Raw genomic sequence first — 17,096 nt, forward strand, 5'->3', positions numbered from 1 at the left:
CCTTCGAGCTTTTTACGTCTGCTGGTCGAATAGACCAGAAAAGTTAGAATCGACGTCTTCATATGGGTCGACATATGATTTGACCGTCTTCCGTTCCATCCGGGCTGTCCCTAGCGTCATCCCTAGACGCTGGTGCTCGGCTTCAATGAGACGAGAAATCTTTTGACTATCGTCGACGAGTTGCCTGAGGACCTTTTGATCGGCTTTTTCCAAATCGGGACCGTGTGCTGCGAGCAACTGTTCCCTATCATCTAAAAGCTCATGGATTTGTTCCATCCATGTATCATACGTCGGTTCTTCCGGGACTTGTGCGAGCAGTTCTTTCAAGCGTTGCGTCTTTAAGATGATTTCATCAATCGGTCTCATGACTGCTTCGCGAGTTTCATCGCTTCCTTCCACGTATCACGTAGTTCGGTCGTAAAATCAAGTACCTCGTCAAGGATAGCTGTATCGTTCTTGACGTTCGCATCAACGAGGCGGCGCCACATGTAGTCATAGAGCGAATCTAAGTTCGCTGAGACAGCGATGTCTTTATTGAGTGTCAGACGAAGTTCCCGAAAAATAGCTTGCGTCTTTTGAATGTTGACGTTCTTTAAATCAGGGTTACCTTGATCGATTGCAAGCTTGGCGAGGCGCATGAACTTGAGCGCTCCGTCATAAAGCATAAGCGTCAGTTCCTGTGGATTTGCGGTCGTGACCGCATTGTTTTGATATGCTGCATATGGATTGGCTACCATTTAAACTCCTCCTCTTACATGCCTCCGCCTAAAAACTGTGACAGTGATGCCGCTTGAGCATTCGCTTGGTTCATCGCTGTTTCCATCGCTGTGAAACGACGGTAATAGGCGTTTTCTTTATCGACGAGTAAATCATTTAACCGCTTGATACGCGAATCAATATCGGTCATTTCTTTCCCCATCGAATGGGTTTGTGCGCCAGAACCTTCCGCTCCTGCGATTCGTGTAATCGTATCGCGCGAATCTTTGGCAGCATCTCGGATTTGTGGCAATAATCCAGTTTCAGCATCTGTAAACAACTGATATACTTGCTCCGGATCTTTTTCGATAGCCGCTTTTAGCTTCTCTTCATTGAGTTCGATTTTACCACCATTGGTGAAATCCGCTCCAGTCGAAAGACCGATTTGGAACAATCGTGACATCTCGACGTCATTCGATGAAGCTGTAGCACTCGACCATTTGCTCCGAAGATTGTCCATAGTTCCGCGTAAAATCGTATCACCGCGAAGCATACCGCTCATCGCTTTTTCTTCCCACTTCTTGATTTCGTCTTCAGATAACTCATCACGTTGAGCTTGAGTCAACGGTGAAAACGAACGGAATCGTTCTTCTCGTGTCTTTTTGTTCATGAGGTCGATGGTCTCATTGTATTTATCAACGAACCCTTTAATTCCGTCAAAGATTTTTTGAGTGTCTGTCGCAGAAGACAAGTTTACTTTAGTACCATCATTGAATGAGGACTTCAATGTGATGGTCATATTATCAATCGTAAAGGTGTTTGAACTTTGGGTCAACGTAATGCCGTTCACATCCACAGATGCATTCGTCCCGGCTACGGATCCATTTAAACCAAATAGTGCTTTAGCTGCAGTGCCTTCAAATTCGATAATCGATTTCACGCCCGTGTCTTTACGTGTTAATGAAATCTGCCCTGAAGTTTGATCAAAGAACGCACTAATTCCTGTCTTTGTGCCATTCAACGCGGTAACGAGATCTTTAAACTTAGCATTCTCATCAACATATACTGTCTGTAAAGCTCCACCGTCTTCGTTACGGAAACGAACTTGATAGCCAGCTTCATACACGACTTGTGCACCTTCAGGGATTGTCACTCCACTATCGAACGTAATCTTTCCAGTTGCCGCATCGTACGTATGTGCTAATGAAATCGCATTACCATCTTTATCCGTAAAAGTTGGCGGATTATTCGGTAGCGGTTTCACTACGAGTTCAGTTGTTCCCGCAGTTAACGTTTGTTTCCGAATGCCAACTTCTAACCCGAGTGTCGAAACTGCCGTGTCATTTGTGATGCCTCCACCATTTGCCACCGCTACATGAGAAGCCGAGGTAGCCAACGTCGCTGAATTGATAGTAAGCGAAGCGTTTCCACTTGATGGACCTGCAACGACAGATACACGCGATTCATCAGAGGATGAAGCCGTTTTTGCGTAATAGTTTCGGCTGAACATCATATCGACCGCGCTGTTTCGTAATGCTAACAGTGAACGGTTGACCTCACGATAAGAGTCACGCCGCCATTCGGTCAATTGTTTTTTCTGTTCTAAACGATCTACTGGAATTCGTTCTGCTTGCATCATTTGTTTAATGATACTATCGGTATCGATCCCACTGGCTAATCCGCCAAATCGAATTGGTGATGTCATATGCCCACTCCTTTTTTATATCCGTTCGTCGAATAAATGATTAAACTCCATAAACGCCGCAAAGAAATCCATTGATTTTTTACTTGGGATTTCACGGATTACTTCATTGTTCGCATCGACGATTTGAATATAATAATCATTCAGTTTTTCGTGCTTCATAAATTTCAAGCCGGTACGTTGCTTTTCAAGGACTTGATTCGCCTTCTCGACCGCTGCCTCTAACTTTGTAATGTGTTGAGGCGTCGGAAGAATAACAATACCTTCATCGGCGAGTTGAGTTTGATTGGCCTCAACGAACACATTTTTAGTTTGCTCATACGGTAATACAGAAGAAGGCAAGTGAAGTCTGACTTCAGAAATGGTCGGATTCATAGTCTTCTACTCCCTCACATGTTATGGTCTCATTTCTTATATCGGTCAAAATACTTTTTCCTTAAGTTTCTTCTTCTTTCTCACACATAATAAAGAGGCGACGTAACCGCCACCTCGACAATCATCTTATTTACTTTACTTAATCAAATCCCAACTCATTGGTGTTCCACGCTCGATATCTTTTCTTGCCACTTTACCAAGAATGGAATCGATATGTTTCGGAGCCAATCCATGTCCCGGACGAATTGACCTGACATGTTCAGTCGTGAAGACTTCCCCAGCTTGAATATCTTTCACCACAAACAACGAACGTGCGAACTCACGATTCTTCACTTTTTTCTCGTTTAATTGATAGTCGACGCGCCCTAATGCTTGTTCCGCTTCTCGAACTGCATCGACCATCGCTTTAAACTCATGAGGCTCTAAAGAAAAACTAGCGTCTGGACCGCCAATTGACTTATCTAAAATAAAGTGTTTTTCAATCACCTTCGCTCCCAACGCGACAGACACGATCGGTGCAGTGATTCCAAGCGTGTGATCCGACAATCCGACTTCGACACCGAAAGTCTCTTTCATATTTTGTATCGTTAAGAGATTCGCATCCTCAATTTTTGCTGGATAGGCTGACGTACATTTCAATAATATGATTTGCTCGTTTCCAACTTTACGACAGACGGATACTGCATCTTCAATTTCTTGAAGCGTTGCAATTCCAGTTGAGATGATGATTGGTTTGTTCTTGGAGGCAACATATTCAATGAGTGGTAGATCAGTGATTTCAAATGAAGCGATTTTGTACGCAGGTACCTGTAAGCTTTCTAATAGATCCACAGCAGTAGGGTCGAAAGGACTTGAAAAACAAACGATATCCAACTCTTTTGCATAATCCATCAACTCTTTATGCCACTCCCACGGTGTATAGGCCTCTTGGTACAAGTCATAAAGTGTGCGACCATCCCAAATCGTACCACTTTTAATTGTAAAATATTCTTTACTTGATTGGATGGTAATGGTGTCAGGAGTATAAGTTTGTAACTTAATTGCATCTGCACCAGAATCCTTTGCAGCTTTTATTGTATCAAGTGCGAGCTGAATATCTTGATTATGGTTCGCCGATAATTCCGCGATAATAAATGTACTTTTAGTATTCTTTGTAAAAATATCTTGAATATTAATAGGCATTCTTATACACACCTCGTAGTTAATCACATTTAAATAATTTCATAGTCAACTATTTTTAAAACATTGTCTTTACACCGTACATAGTAGTCACTATCGATTTTCTCAATTACGCCAATAGTGTCCAAGTTACTTATTGAATCAGAGCATTGAATTATTTTATGAATAATTATCTTACTGCCATTCTTCAAATAATAATAAGCACCTGGATATGGTTTAGCTTGTGCTCTCACAAAATTAATTACTTCAAAAGTATTTTTAAAAAAATCTATGTAGCCCATTTCAGGAGTTCTTCTTCCAAAGTAACTTCCTTGACTTTCATTCTGTACTTTAGGCAATATTCCACTCTGTATATCTGTCAAAGAGTCCAATAGTAAGTCCGGGTATTCTTTTTCAAATTTTATCAACAAGTCATACCCAGTATCATCTTCCTCAATTTTAATTCGTATCTGCTTAATTATATTTCCAGTATCTACACCTTCGTCAATTAAGTGTGAAGTAACACCGCTGTATGTTTCGCCATTTATGATACTCCAAACGTGTGGGGTTCTTCCTCTATATTTTGGTAATAATGACCCATGAAGGTTTATAGCCACCTCTACAGAATTAATGATTTTAGAAGGTAAAATATATCTGTAATTTACACTCACTAGATAGATAGAATTCTCGATTAAGATTTGTTCCAGTAGCTTATTTCCTTCTTTCCTTACATCTATATAGGAATAGGGAATATTATTAACTTCACAGTATGAATCCACACTATGCTCACTCATGTCTTTATGAGTTAATACAAACACAACATCATACTTGTTTTGAATTAAAGTATCTAAACAAACTTTTCCTAGTTTACCAAAACCACAAAATATCATCCTCATTACAACAAACACCTCTACTTTAACAATCGATCAACTATTCTCTTACATCCACGACCATCAATTAAACCTTTTGATCTATGATAGAACTCTAATCTACTGTCATAAGTTTTTAAGCGATTAATCTCAAAAAGTAAGTTTTCAATCCAAAAAGGATCATCTGAGTCAATCAAACAATTAATTACATTGAAATCAAACAATCCATTTATATTGTTTTGTTGATTTTCAGCAGTTTTGATTGGTATGAAAGGAGTATTCGTAGCAGTTAATTCATATACAGTTTGTCCAGCAGCAGTAATAGAAAAATCGGAATCAATCATTAACTCTTTCATTTCATAAGCACTTGCATTATTAATAATATTTACATTCTCGATTCTATTTTCGTCTATAAGTTCAGGACTGCTTTTTCCGTTCCCTAACACTATATCAAAAGAGAATAATGGAAAATGGGGAATTACTTTCTTGATTATTTCTTCTGTCAATCCTTTTGCGTCTGATCCACCTAGAGTAACAAGGACTTTTTTTACATCCTCATTAATGATTCGTTCTCGCTTGTTAGTGAATTCTTTACGCAAAATAATATAATCTGGTCCGCTCAGTTCATTCTCGTTATTTTTAACTGATGATTCTTTGATTAATGCAGGAGTCAAAGTAATTCCTTTTGGATAATTTAGTCTATTGTAATCATCAATATACATACAATTAACTGATTTTAACTTAATATATTCAAGCACTTCTATATCAGCAATATATGAATCAATGATGCAATATGTTTGGTCAAATGAATTCCTTTCAAGATAGGATAAAGATAACCAATCAGCTATCTCATATTCTTTATTGGATAACATTTCAATTCTTTCTAAATCGGTATTAACAATGAGTTTTGCATTCAATCCCCTCAATACAATTTCATCATATAATGCACTACATCTAGAAATATGACCAAATCCGTTATCGTTTCCACCCTCAGTGAAAATTATAATATTCATACAAATACATATCCTTTGTCAGATCTACATTAATATTTTTTTTGTTCAATGTGAGAATTGATGATACTTAGATCTGGGTTATTTTCCAATAGATTTAAAATTTCAGATAAATAAAATGAGTGAGTTCCTGTATAAAGTTTCTTATATATGCTTGTAATCAGTTCTAAGTCTTCTTCAGTATCTAAAGTCAATCGATAGTTCGATGCATTTATTGGGTTAATATGATGATATACATTTTGACTTTTTTCATACATATAGGGTGTAACATGTTCTATATGATAATCTTCACTATGGTTATTAAATGCATCGCTTAGTAATTCACTCGAGAAAATTTCAATATCTAAACCTCGTGGAAATGTTCTTTTACTCAAATCCTGGCCCGCATTTGTTACAATGTCGTATCGATTATTATGATACGTTTCAATCATTTGGTCTATTACGAAAGGATCTATCAAGGGACAATCTGAAGTGATTCGAATCACCACATCAGCTTCGGCTTCCATAGCTGCCTCATAGTATCGACTCAGTACGTTATCTGAACTTCCTCGATACACACGAACACCATATCGCTTTGCTTCCTCCGACAATACATCGTCTTCACTCAAAGTTGTCGTTGCAACGATGATTTCATCAATTAATTTCGCTTGTTTTACTCGAGTAATCACATGGTCAAGCACCGTGCGACCTTGCAGTTTAATCAATACTTTCCCAGGAAGCCTCGTTGAGCCCATCCGTGCTTGAATAATCGCCACCGTTTTCATAGCCATTTTTCACTTCCCATATCGTTTTAACACTTTTTTCACCGCATCAATCACATCGTACACATCTTCCTCAGTCATCGCAGGAAATAGAGGGAGTGTAATGATATCTTCATATAGCGTTTCTGCGTGTGGACAAATCCCTTTTTCATACCCTAGCTCTTGATAATATGGCATCCAATGAACAGGAATATAGTGGACGTTGACTCCAATGTTTTCATTTAATAAGGCCTCAAATAGTTCTTTCCGTGAACCGTTTAACCGGTTTTGATTTAAGCGAATGATATATAAGTGCCAGCTGGACTCTCCACTTTCATCTTGATGCGGTATCGTAATTTCAGATAACTCGCGAAATGCCTCATTATATAAAGAAACATAGTATTTTCGTAACTCAATAAATCGTTCAATCTTCTTCAATTGGCTTGTTCCAAGGACAGCTTGAATATCTGTCATTCGATAATTGAAACCCAAAAACTGCATTTCGTAGTACCAAGGACCATGGTGATCAACTAACTGTTCAGCACTTTTTGTAATTCCATGGGTCCGAAATTGTAATAATTTACGATAATACACTTCATCATTTGTCGTGATGATTCCACCTTCACCCGAAGTAATATGTTTAACAGGATGAAAACTAAACATCGTCATATCACTTAGTGCACCGATTCGTTTCCCTTGATAGGTGGCACCTAACGCATGAGCCGCATCTTCAATGACGACTAAGTCATGTTGTTCGGCAATTCGATGAATCTCCTGCATCGCTGCAGGTTGACCTGTAAAGTGGACAGGGATGATGGCTTTTGTGCGTGGAGTGATGGCTTGTTCAATCGCATTCGGGTCTAAGTTATACGTCGTTGGATCAATGTCAGCAAATACAGGTATTCCTTTTTGATAAAGAACACAATTCGCACTAGCTGCAAATGTCATCGGAGTGGTAATGACTTCATCCCCTTCACCAATTCCTGCTGCAAAACAGGCACCGTGTAGGGCGGCCGTCCCATTAGAAAAGGAGACAGCATATCGAGCTCCAACATACTGAGCGATTGCTTGTTCAAACTCATCAACAGCAGGACCAGTTGTTAAAAAGTCACCTCGTAACGTGTCGACCACAGCTTGAATATCTTCTTCATCGATCCATTGTCTGCCATAAGGCAGAAACGTGTTTCTTACAGGTTGATCAATCACTCTAAACTTCCTCTCATCAAAAAATGACTATGCCGTCTTCCTCACTTCACTAACTCTCTTAATTCATCGACCGATAGCCACTGATTGTTTACATTACTGACGTATGTAAACCCTTCTGGTAACGACTTTCCACCATTTGAATACTCTGCACTCCACCAAGGGAACTCAGGTTGAATGACAAAATAATCGTCGTACTCTAACGTGTGTCGTGCATCATCTTCCGTAATCATTGCCTCATGTAATTTCTCACCTGGACGAATCCCCACAATTTTGATGTCGCACTCAGGAGCAATCGCCTCAGCCAAATCAAGAATCGACATACTTGGGATTTTCGGAATAAAAATCTCTCCACCGTTCATACGTGTCAAACTATCGATAACAAACTGGACACCTTGGTCTAATGTGATCCAAAAGCGAGTCATCCGATCATCGGTCACTGGAATGACCGTTGCTCCGTCTTGCTTCAACTTCTTGAAGAATGGTACAACGCTGCCTCGGCTTCCGACGACATTACCGTATCGGACGACAGCAAATCGTGTGTCTTTATCCCCGGCATATGAGTTACCAGCGACAAACAATTTATCTGATGCCAATTTAGTTGCACCATACAAGTTAATCGGACTTGCAGCCTTATCCGTACTTAGTGCGATAACTTTTTTGACACCACGATCAATAGCCGCTTCAATAATATTTTGAGCACCATGAATATTTGTTTTCACGGCCTCGAATGGATTATACTCGCAAGCTCCGACATGCTTGAGCGCCGCGGCATGGATGACAATATCCACTCCATCAAATGCACGATAAAGGCGTTCTTTATCACGAACATCCCCAATGAAGAAACGAATGCGGGGATCGGTAAATTCTTGTGCCATTTCATATTGTTTTAACTCATCACGACTAAATACGATGACCTTTTTTACATTTTGTTTTAATACGGCGGAGATGAATTTTTTCCCAAAAGATCCTGTACCACCCGTGACTAAAATTGTCTGATTTGTAAACATGCTTATATACTTCCTCTCTCATGCACAATGTCTAATAAATATATGATTGGCGCTGCTTGTTACTTAATGGTTTCTGCATACGCTTGTTTTATCGTGTGAAGTTGAGTTTGTAGTTCTTGAATCGACTCAAACATTCGCGACAAAATCGAAAGACGTAATGCACTCGTTCGATTATATCGATTATGGAATTTAATTTTATTTTGAATGATTAATAAATTGACGAGTTGAAGCGGCATAATATGTGTGCGGAAAGATGGCGCTTCAATCATCGCATCCCAATCCCGTAGCATTTTTTCAAACTCATCGATGGTGACCGCTTTTTGATTCATAGCGCGACCCAATCGTTTTTCAAGCATTTGCAATCGTTCGCTCACACTATCAAGTAATTGTTGTACATGCTCAATCGGGACATTCAATTCTGATTCTTTGACTTGTTCAAGTTTCTGTTTTTGAATCGGTGTGGTGTGGAGCCTTTCAAGGGATTGATACGAAACTCCCTCAATTCGAGCACCTTTCTCCGCGTAGTTGACTAGTTTTTCTTTTAATCCGAGCTGTGACTTGATTAATGCTTGGTAACTAGTTAAAAAACCAAATAAGATTGGTGTGGTTTTCCCCATCTCACCATTATTCAATGGTACGTCATATAACGTTTTAGTGAACTGACCATCGTTTGAAGAAGCTTGTTTGACCGAAGCACTATAATATTCACCTTCTCGCAATGCTAAATCTTGTCCGATCAACCCAATTGAATCAAAGTCCAAATAGTTCGCAAATGCAACCGCTGCTAACGCCACCGTAGGGTACGTACTGAAAACTGTTTTTGTATAGGGTAGCAAATCTTGTGTAACCTTGGCATCAGCATAAGGTACAAGTAACCCCTTTGCTCGTTGTGGAATCTGATGATTCACTTGTAACGAATAGACAAGTGGGACATCAATTTCAATATCGTTGAAGAAATGAGCGTTAGCTTCACCAGCGTCAATCGATATGACAAAGTCCGGTCGGATTTCATTCTCCAGTAAAACTTTAACTGTCTGACCAATCGCAATGATATAGTAAGCGTGCTGAGCCTGTTTAAGATAAGGGATTGCATCTTCTAGTGAAGGCCCCCCTGCAATCATTAGCGCATGGCTTCCGTTATATTTATGTTTGAGACAATCGATGTTAAAAAGACGATCTGAATGCCGGTTTAGGTAGCTCGCATTTTGAAACGATTCTTGATACCAGCTCTCCGTGTACACTTTACGTGTCGTTAAATCAATTCGACTTTCGCTCAAATAATTTCGAACCAATTTTAATAATTCAAGTAACGTTTTTGTATCCTCATAAAGTGGATGTTTAATAACTTCCGTTTTCAAACCAATAAACGATTGAAACTTTGATTGCAATAAAGTTTTATAATCGTCTTGCGAATCAAGAAAAGACAAGACTGAATCACTTTTAATATTTGACGGTAAGTTGAGGGGATCAATCGTCAAGACATGATATTGTTTTATCAATTCAGCATGAAACAGCCCACTTCCATACCCTAAAAGGATAATAGCTTCCGTGTCATCAGCAATCTTGGCTCGCAACCGCTCAAACTCTAAAAGCGTTTCACTCACAAAATAGTGGCTACTATCGTTCTGCTTTATAAGAGCCATCTCGTTCTCATGATAGCGGAACGGGAAGACGATTTGATTCTGATGTTCTACTTCTATTAATGCTTCATATTCTGTAATTAATAATTGCAAATTATCATAGACAACATTGACATACAGTTGTAAATTCTCTTTCTTGATGGCTTGGAGATCCGATACATGTTCTACTGTACGAATTCCATTAGAATGAATATTTTCGCCAAATAGTCGAATGATTCCCACAATCTCGTCGAGGACATCCCACTTTTCGTTTTCAACTAAGAGGACAACTTGATTTGAGATGTCCCTAAGCTCTTTTACGATGTTTCGCAGTTGTGACATAAGGTACTCCTTTATGTTTTAAAAGTTCATCTGTATATAGTATACAATTTCAATATATGAATATCGATAGACTGACAAATTTATTTAAAAAAAGGGAAACAGACTTTATGTCCGTTTCCCTTTTTATATGGTTTTAAATGAATCTTAACGTAACAACTGAAGTACAGCTTGTGGCTGTTGGTTCGCTTGAGCAAGCATTGCTTGTGCAGCTTGGTTCAAGATGTTGTTTTTCGTGAAGTTCATCATTTCTTTCGCCATATCTACGTCACGTACACGTGATTCAGCAGCTTGAAGGTTTTCAGCTCCAACGTTCAAGTTGTTGATTGTGTGCTCAAGACGGTTTTGTGTTGCCCCGAGTTTCGCACGCTCAGAAGATACAGTTTCAATTGCGTTGTTGATAACAGTGATTGCGCTGTTAGCACCTGTTTGTGTTTCGATGTCAACTGTATCAACAGAAAGACCAGTAGCTGTCATATCTGAAAGTTCAAGTGTAATGTTTTGTCCTGAGTTCGCACCGATATGGAACTTAAGACCGTTTGCAGCACCTGAGAAATCACCATTCATCAAAGTCTTCGTGTTGAACTCAGTGTTGTTCGCGATACGCGAAATTTCACTTGTCAACTCTGTTACTTCTTTTTGAAGCTCTTCACGGTCTGTTTGTGTGTTCGTGTCGTTTGACGATTGAACAGCGAGTTCACGCATACGTTGAAGGATTGAGTGCGTTTCGTTCAATGCACCTTCAGCTGTTTGGATGAGTGAGATTCCGTCTTGTGCGTTACGTGACGCTTGATCAAGACCGCGAATTTGTCCACGCATTTTTTCAGAGATTGCAAGACCAGCAGCGTCATCGCCAGCACGGTTGATGCGAAGACCTGAAGAAAGTTTCTCCATTGCCTTCCCAGAGTTAGTTGTGTTGAACGACATGTTGCGGTGTGCGTTCATTGCGTTAAGGTTGTGGTTGATAATCATTGTAATTTCCCTCCATAGGTTTAAGTTTTTCCGCTCTTCCAAATCCGTTTGTCCGAGCATGTAAGGTTTAGGCCGGCCCCTCACCTTACATTTGTTGGAACGTTTTATCGTTTCCATACTCTATATCGGAGCATCTTCAGAGAACTTTAATCATTTTTATAAAAATAAATACTTTTCTTTATTTTGACTCTTGAAAATGAAAGATAGGCAATCCTCCAGAGGAGTCAACCTCTATATGTAATGATCCAATGTTTACCTCATAATTCAACGGTATTTCTTCAATCAACGTTAAAGGTTTTTCCATTTCGAGTGCCCATGAAAATAACTCAAGAAAATCCGCATCTAACCCATGATTATTCGACTTGAATCTTATTTGATCCACTTTTTCTTTCGTTATCAACGAAAACTCAGCTCTTGGAATGGAACTAATAATCCTTTCTTTTTCGATATGATCTATTAAATTATCCTCATCTCCTTGGAAGGAAATGATTTGTGCAGAACCATTGTAGTTTTTATATAGATTTTCTAAATTAAGATATGATTTGTTATCAATGATTTCTTTAGCTAAATATTCAAACTCAACAGCAAGTGTCAACATTCCAACTTGTTGATAGAGAATTCGGTTTTGCTTCATATAACTCGGCTCTATCCATGCCGAGTTATCAATAAGGTAAGAGAATAGATGGGGAGACAAACAATTACTTAGATGTAATAAATAAGCTCCATGTGAGTGACCATACCCTATTATCCTTTTTTCATCGAAAGAATAACCATTATCCTTAACAATCGCCTTAACAATTTCAATAGATGTAATCAAGTCAATAGCTTGCATATATCCCATATCATTAAAATCATTAATGCTTTCATTCAACTTCGCATTCACAGGCAAAATTGCGCTTTTTGTAGACAATATAGACCAAAGTTGTGATTGATTTGCATTGACTTGCTTAATTTCATCACTAGTCAATAATTCTTCTAGAGTCGCAAGATCGCTAAAATTAATCGAGTCAGCTGACTGCATATAAGAACTTCCAAAATAATCACATTGAATAACAATTAAATTAAATTGATCAGCAAATGTCTCTCTCATCTTTTTGTAAACTCTTGAATCAATGTTTCCGCCAAACCCTGGCACCAAAAGAAGTAACCCGGTTTTGTGATTTATTTCTTCCGAAGGGATTGAAAATTCAATACGTAGCTCCCTCCCTGAATTCCCTGAATATATATTATAATGTGCAGGTATCTTCACGTGATGCTGTTCTGCCATCCGCACTCCTCACTTCCAACTGTATAGATTCAAAAACAAAAACGATTCACGAATGAATCGTTTTAATAAAATTACACTTCTACTTTCATCTGTTCCGTCTCATTCTGCAAACTCTCTGCGACGCGAACGAGCTCTGACATCGCTCCGTTCACTTCACCAAGACTTGCCGCTTGCTGGCTCGCCGCTGATGTCACTTCATTCGCATAACGCGATGCTTCTTCGACCATGCCAACGATGCCCGCCGAGTTTGTCACAACCGAATCGATCTGACCACGTGACTCATCAAGGAGTGAATCGACCGAATGGACATGACTGTATACTTCATTTGCGGAATTGTGAATCGATGCGAACGCACCACCTGCTTTTTCAACTAAACCGACACCTGTCTCCACTTCTGCTTTGACGTTCGCCATTGAAGACGATGTATCCCCAACGAGACGCTTCACGTCTACGATGAGATCCGTGATTTCTTGAGTCGAGTTCGCTGTTTGTTCCGCGAGCTTTTTCACTTCTGCCGCAACGACAGCGAATCCACGCCCATGCTCTCCGGCACGTGCCGCTTCAATCGATGCGTTCAAGGCAAGCAAGTTTGTCTGTGCTGAGATGTCACTGATGACATCCGTGATCCGTGAGATTTCGCCTGTCATTTCTGTCAACTGGCTGTTGAGCGTCGATGACTGTTCGACTTTCCCGGCAATCGCATGCATCGCATGAACTGAAGACGAGGCAAGACCTTTCCCGCTCTCTGCTTCCTGTTGCATCTCGCTTGCCGAATCAAGCGCCGATGACATCTCTTGGCGGATGCTCTCCATCGTACGCGCGACCGCTCCGAGCAAGTCCATCGAGTTATATGTCGCACTGACGTTATCTTCTAACATCTTGTTGAGAGAATCCATCGCAGAACGGATACTTTCTCCTGCAACGTTCCCTTCTTGAACTGAAGCTGCAATTTCCTGTGCCGAACCCGTCAATTGGTCAGCCGTGTAACGCATGTTCGTGCCTTGTTCCCGAAGGTGTTCGACCATGTTGTCCATCGACAAGAGCAAACGTCCCATCTCTGAACGATCTGTCGTCTTCTCGTCGGCGAAGTGCACCGTCAAATCACCATTCCCGACTTCGACAGCTTTTTCAGAAGCCATCTCGACCGCTTTCAGTGGACGACGGGCAATCAAGTAAATGACGATTCCGCCGAGTGATGAGATGAGTAATGCCACGACCGTACCGACGAGCATGACTTGACCTTGTTCCATCTCGAGTTCCGTCAAGAGTAATAGGGTGATGTAGCCGACCGCTCCGCCCGTGATAAAGGACGTGACCAAAATCCACGCGAGCAATTGCGTCGTAAAGTTTTTAAATACTTTCACTGTTTGTTCCTCCTCATTGTGTTCATCACTTACTATATCGTCCAATTTCCAATGAATGTATAGCGTTTTCAGTTGAACGTTTGGTCAATGAAAAAACGTACTCCGTCAAGGAGTACGTTTCATCAAAATGCTTCATCGTCACGTTCAACATGGATCACACGGCGTGGTGTCGTCGCCGCATCAATTGCGAGCGCGATGGCAGCCGCCCAGTGTAGCATCATCCCGACAAATGGAATGAAGCCGAGCACCGAGGCCGCAATTCCGACCGCCGCACCGTAAGAGAAGCGACTCAATCGACTGAACGAAAGAATCAACACGATCACGTGGTAGACGAACATGAAACCGAGGGGCGAATAGCCCATTCCGATGATGAAGAGACCGCCAAGAAGCGGAATCCCGAGGAAGGCTTCAAACGCCGCGCCGAGCCATTTCAGATTTTTCACCATGTGGTTCACCTCACACTTCAATCATATAAAACTCATAGCCACCATTCTCCGCAAAACCGGCACGTTTATAAATCTCGAGCGCCGCCTTGTTTTCCGTCTCGACATCGAGCTCGACTTTCGTCCGGCCCATGCGGAACAGTTGTTGGACCATCTGTTTCAACATTTTCGTACCGTAGCCTTTGCCTTGTTCGCCTGCTTTGACCCCGAACGCATGGATGCTTGCCGCATCATCCCCAGTGAGAAGGGCGCGAATCACACCGATCGGTTTGCCGTCCACTTCACCGATATACGTCACGCGGTCTGGCGTATCGATTTGTTGATAGATGTTTTCCGTCACATCGACCGGATCTCCGAACGCCTCGCTGAGCGTCGCGATGATGAGCGGACGATCCTCTGACGCCGCCTCACGTAGCGATACTTCGTCCGGCTTCAAGAAGAGTTCCGCTTTTTTCAAGACGAGATTGTATTCCGAGAACTGATACGCCGCCTGAAGATGCTCGAGCACCGCTTTCCCGGATGCCGAGTTTCGGTCGATGACGAACGTGAATGCTTCGCAACCGTTCAACTTCGCGTCTTGTTTTGCCGTTTCGAGTAGTGCCGTGAAGACACCTTGTTTCCGGTATTCAGGATGAACGAGCGCATTCACTTCATACTCGTTCGGAAGATACGGGAAAAGCATGAGATAACCAACGAGCGTCTCCCCGTCATATACCGCATAGTCGTTCTGCCCGACCGACTCATGCCCAACCTTTACGTCGATCTTGTCGTTCGCGTTGACCGCCTGTTCTAACGCTTTGACGTCATCTGCCTGTCTTACTTCTTCTACTGTCCAATTCATTCATATCACCTCATTTGTATTGTAGCACAAAGGAAAAAGCCCGCCGTAGCGAGCAGACATTCAATGATTTCTTTCATTCTGAAAAAGATAAGTCAATTCTCGCATCATGACTGAGATGACGATGACAACAGCCAAGGTGATCAAGCTTTCTTGTTTCGGTAAATCAAATATATACATCGCGACGATAAACAAAAGGATTACAATCAATCCCTCCGAATAATCTCGTCTTCGGCTTGGTAATGTCTTTCGCACACGTCCCCCACCTCTCTGAAAAAGACTGCAAACGATTCAGCCGTCTGCAGTCTCTCCATGTTATAACGTCCGGAACTCTAACTCAGGTAGTGTCTCGATCAACTCGGCAATCTCGTCCGTATGCGCCTCCGCACCTGGGACGGCCTCTGTCGGTTCGACCCAGAAGAACGTCTTGTCGTTCGTCCCGAGGTAGTTGCCGTAGCCGATTTCTGTCGCGAACGCTTCTTGAGTCAATTCGCGGTCGATCAAGTCCAGGTGGAACAAGAGTTGGTCGTCCCCGTCCTCAACGTTATAGTATAAATCGAACGTACCGTAGCTCTTCGTGTCCCCGATGTCGACGACGTCCTGCGCCTTCTCGATATAGACATCACCTCGCTCGATCGCCTCGACAATCTTCGACGGCAAGATAATCTCATAACCGAGCTCACGGTCACGAATCGTCTGCGTCGTATCCTCTGTCCGTCCCCGGGACGAGACGACACCAACTGTCGCCACCAATGCACCTGTCACACCGAGCGCGAGCGCCCACTTCATCGATTTGTTCACAAGAACCACTCCTCACTTGTTAATGTCTTCACTTGATTATCCCACAAGTTGACGACTTTTCATTAAATATTCTGAAAAAATGTTTCCCCTTACATTGACGAGTGTCCGTCAATCCCATACGATGGTAGTAACGTACTATAGAAAAGAGGAACTGACATGTCTAACGAAACTACTTTGACACGCGCTCAGCTCGACGCGCTCTTGAAAAACGTCTTCGCCCTTCAAATCCCGGTCATCGAGAAATTCATGACGGATTTGTTTAAACAATATGTCTCCACGGCATCTACGTTCAAACAGGACATGGACACGATGAAAGCAACGGACTGGCACAAGCATTTCTTCGGTCAAAAAGTGATGCCGCACCTCTTCATCGAGAACCTTGGCTTCGGTGCATCGTTCCGTCATCAAGGTCAAGAAAAAGTCGTCAGCATTCCTGAGAACATGACAGTCGTCAAACCGGACTCAGACGCGCAAATCAAAGAGATTTTAGAGAATCTCGACCAGACGCTCGCATTAATGGACGGCGTCAAAAACAAAGGACTCGTCAAGAAGTTCTATAAAGAAACGCTCGAACTGATCTGCCAACTCGGTAGTCGTACCGGTATGATGGATGATTTCTATGACAAAGTCAAAGGCAGTTTGACAACAAGTTAATGACTATCCCCTCGCTCAAAAGACTGAGGGGATTTT

General features: G+C 41.5%; 19 protein-coding genes. 1 reads left to right on the plus strand and 18 read right to left on the minus strand.

Annotated elements, in window-relative coordinates:
* Window positions 1–12: 12 nt before the first annotated feature.
* The 18 genes from fliT to Q9R25_RS07210 all read right to left on the minus strand — a co-directional run bounded on the left by fliT (window position 13) and on the right by Q9R25_RS07210 (window position 16,406).
* Window positions 13–366 (minus strand): flagellar protein FliT, encoded by a 354-nt coding sequence (fliT, locus tag Q9R25_RS07125; protein WP_074036236.1) that lies wholly within the window; start codon window positions 364–366, stop codon window positions 13–15.
* Window positions 363–737, minus strand: coding sequence for a flagellar export chaperone FliS (gene fliS, locus Q9R25_RS07130; protein ID WP_074036234.1), 375 nt, complete (start codon window positions 735–737; stop codon window positions 363–365). The genes fliT and fliS overlap by 4 nt, the downstream gene beginning before the upstream one ends.
* Window positions 738–751: 14 nt before the next feature.
* Window positions 752–2,401 carry a flagellar filament capping protein FliD gene (gene fliD / locus Q9R25_RS07135; RefSeq protein ID WP_214690643.1) on the minus strand — a complete coding sequence of 550 codons (1,650 nt, stop codon included), beginning with the start codon at window positions 2,399–2,401 and terminating at the stop codon, window positions 752–754.
* Between the two features lie 15 nt (window positions 2,402–2,416).
* Window positions 2,417–2,773: a flagellar protein FlaG gene (locus Q9R25_RS07140; RefSeq protein ID WP_159562655.1), complete on the minus strand. Its 357-nt coding sequence runs from the start codon at window positions 2,771–2,773 to the stop codon at window positions 2,417–2,419.
* Window positions 2,774–2,908: 135 nt separating this feature from the next.
* The gene (gene pseI, locus Q9R25_RS07145; RefSeq protein WP_214690642.1) at window positions 2,909–3,955 is read right to left on the minus strand and encodes a pseudaminic acid synthase; all 1,047 of its coding nucleotides are present in this window, start codon (window positions 3,953–3,955) and stop codon (window positions 2,909–2,911) included.
* A 29-nt stretch (window positions 3,956–3,984) separates the two neighbouring features.
* Window positions 3,985–4,827, minus strand: a complete 843-nt coding sequence (locus Q9R25_RS07150) for a methionyl-tRNA formyltransferase (RefSeq protein ID WP_214690641.1) — start codon at window positions 4,825–4,827, stop codon at window positions 3,985–3,987.
* 14 nt (window positions 4,828–4,841) lie between these two features.
* Window positions 4,842–5,813: a PseG/SpsG family protein gene (locus Q9R25_RS07155; protein WP_214690640.1), complete on the minus strand. Its 972-nt coding sequence runs from the start codon at window positions 5,811–5,813 to the stop codon at window positions 4,842–4,844.
* A gap of 29 nt (window positions 5,814–5,842) precedes the next feature.
* The gene (locus Q9R25_RS07160; protein ID WP_308162660.1) at window positions 5,843–6,580 is read right to left on the minus strand and encodes a glycosyltransferase family protein; all 738 of its coding nucleotides are present in this window, start codon (window positions 6,578–6,580) and stop codon (window positions 5,843–5,845) included.
* 3 nt (window positions 6,581–6,583) lie between these two features.
* Window positions 6,584–7,756 (minus strand): UDP-4-amino-4,6-dideoxy-N-acetyl-beta-L-altrosamine transaminase, encoded by a 1,173-nt coding sequence (gene pseC, locus Q9R25_RS07165; RefSeq protein ID WP_214690639.1) that lies wholly within the window; start codon window positions 7,754–7,756, stop codon window positions 6,584–6,586.
* Window positions 7,757–7,797: 41 nt separating this feature from the next.
* The gene (pseB, locus tag Q9R25_RS07170; protein WP_214690638.1) at window positions 7,798–8,763 is read right to left on the minus strand and encodes a UDP-N-acetylglucosamine 4,6-dehydratase (inverting); all 966 of its coding nucleotides are present in this window, start codon (window positions 8,761–8,763) and stop codon (window positions 7,798–7,800) included.
* Between the two features lie 59 nt (window positions 8,764–8,822).
* A complete protein-coding gene (locus Q9R25_RS07175) occupies window positions 8,823–10,724 on the minus strand; it encodes a motility associated factor glycosyltransferase family protein (RefSeq protein WP_311282958.1) in 1,902 nt (633 codons plus the stop codon).
* Window positions 10,725–10,868: 144 nt separating this feature from the next.
* A complete protein-coding gene (locus Q9R25_RS07180; protein WP_214690636.1) occupies window positions 10,869–11,693 on the minus strand; it encodes a flagellin N-terminal helical domain-containing protein in 825 nt (274 codons plus the stop codon).
* A gap of 178 nt (window positions 11,694–11,871) precedes the next feature.
* Window positions 11,872–12,960, minus strand: a complete 1,089-nt coding sequence (locus Q9R25_RS07185) for a DUF2920 family protein (RefSeq protein WP_214690635.1) — start codon at window positions 12,958–12,960, stop codon at window positions 11,872–11,874.
* 71 nt (window positions 12,961–13,031) lie between these two features.
* Complete coding sequence (locus Q9R25_RS07190; protein ID WP_159562662.1) at window positions 13,032–14,324, minus strand: methyl-accepting chemotaxis protein; 1,293 nt, start codon at window positions 14,322–14,324, stop codon at window positions 13,032–13,034.
* Window positions 14,325–14,446: 122 nt separating this feature from the next.
* Window positions 14,447–14,770, minus strand: coding sequence for a hypothetical protein (locus Q9R25_RS07195; protein WP_074036219.1), 324 nt, complete (start codon window positions 14,768–14,770; stop codon window positions 14,447–14,449).
* Window positions 14,771–14,780: 10 nt separating this feature from the next.
* Window positions 14,781–15,608, minus strand: a complete 828-nt coding sequence (locus tag Q9R25_RS07200; RefSeq protein WP_214690634.1) for a GNAT family N-acetyltransferase — start codon at window positions 15,606–15,608, stop codon at window positions 14,781–14,783.
* Window positions 15,609–15,668: 60 nt separating this feature from the next.
* Window positions 15,669–15,860 carry a hypothetical protein gene (locus tag Q9R25_RS07205; RefSeq protein ID WP_214690633.1) on the minus strand — a complete coding sequence of 64 codons (192 nt, stop codon included), beginning with the start codon at window positions 15,858–15,860 and terminating at the stop codon, window positions 15,669–15,671.
* Window positions 15,861–15,920: 60 nt separating this feature from the next.
* The gene (locus Q9R25_RS07210; protein WP_196431017.1) at window positions 15,921–16,406 is read right to left on the minus strand and encodes a hypothetical protein; all 486 of its coding nucleotides are present in this window, start codon (window positions 16,404–16,406) and stop codon (window positions 15,921–15,923) included.
* 156 nt (window positions 16,407–16,562) lie between these two features.
* Between Q9R25_RS07210 and Q9R25_RS07215 the strand changes: the two genes are divergently transcribed.
* Window positions 16,563–17,060 carry a hypothetical protein gene (locus tag Q9R25_RS07215; protein WP_214690632.1) on the plus strand — a complete coding sequence of 166 codons (498 nt, stop codon included), beginning with the start codon at window positions 16,563–16,565 and terminating at the stop codon, window positions 17,058–17,060.
* The last annotated feature ends 36 nt before the right edge of the window (window positions 17,061–17,096 follow it).

Origin of the sequence: Exiguobacterium sp. BG5(2022), assembly GCF_031844365.1 — a bacterium.
Classification (GTDB): domain Bacteria; phylum Bacillota; class Bacilli; order Exiguobacteriales; family Exiguobacteriaceae; genus Exiguobacterium; species Exiguobacterium profundum.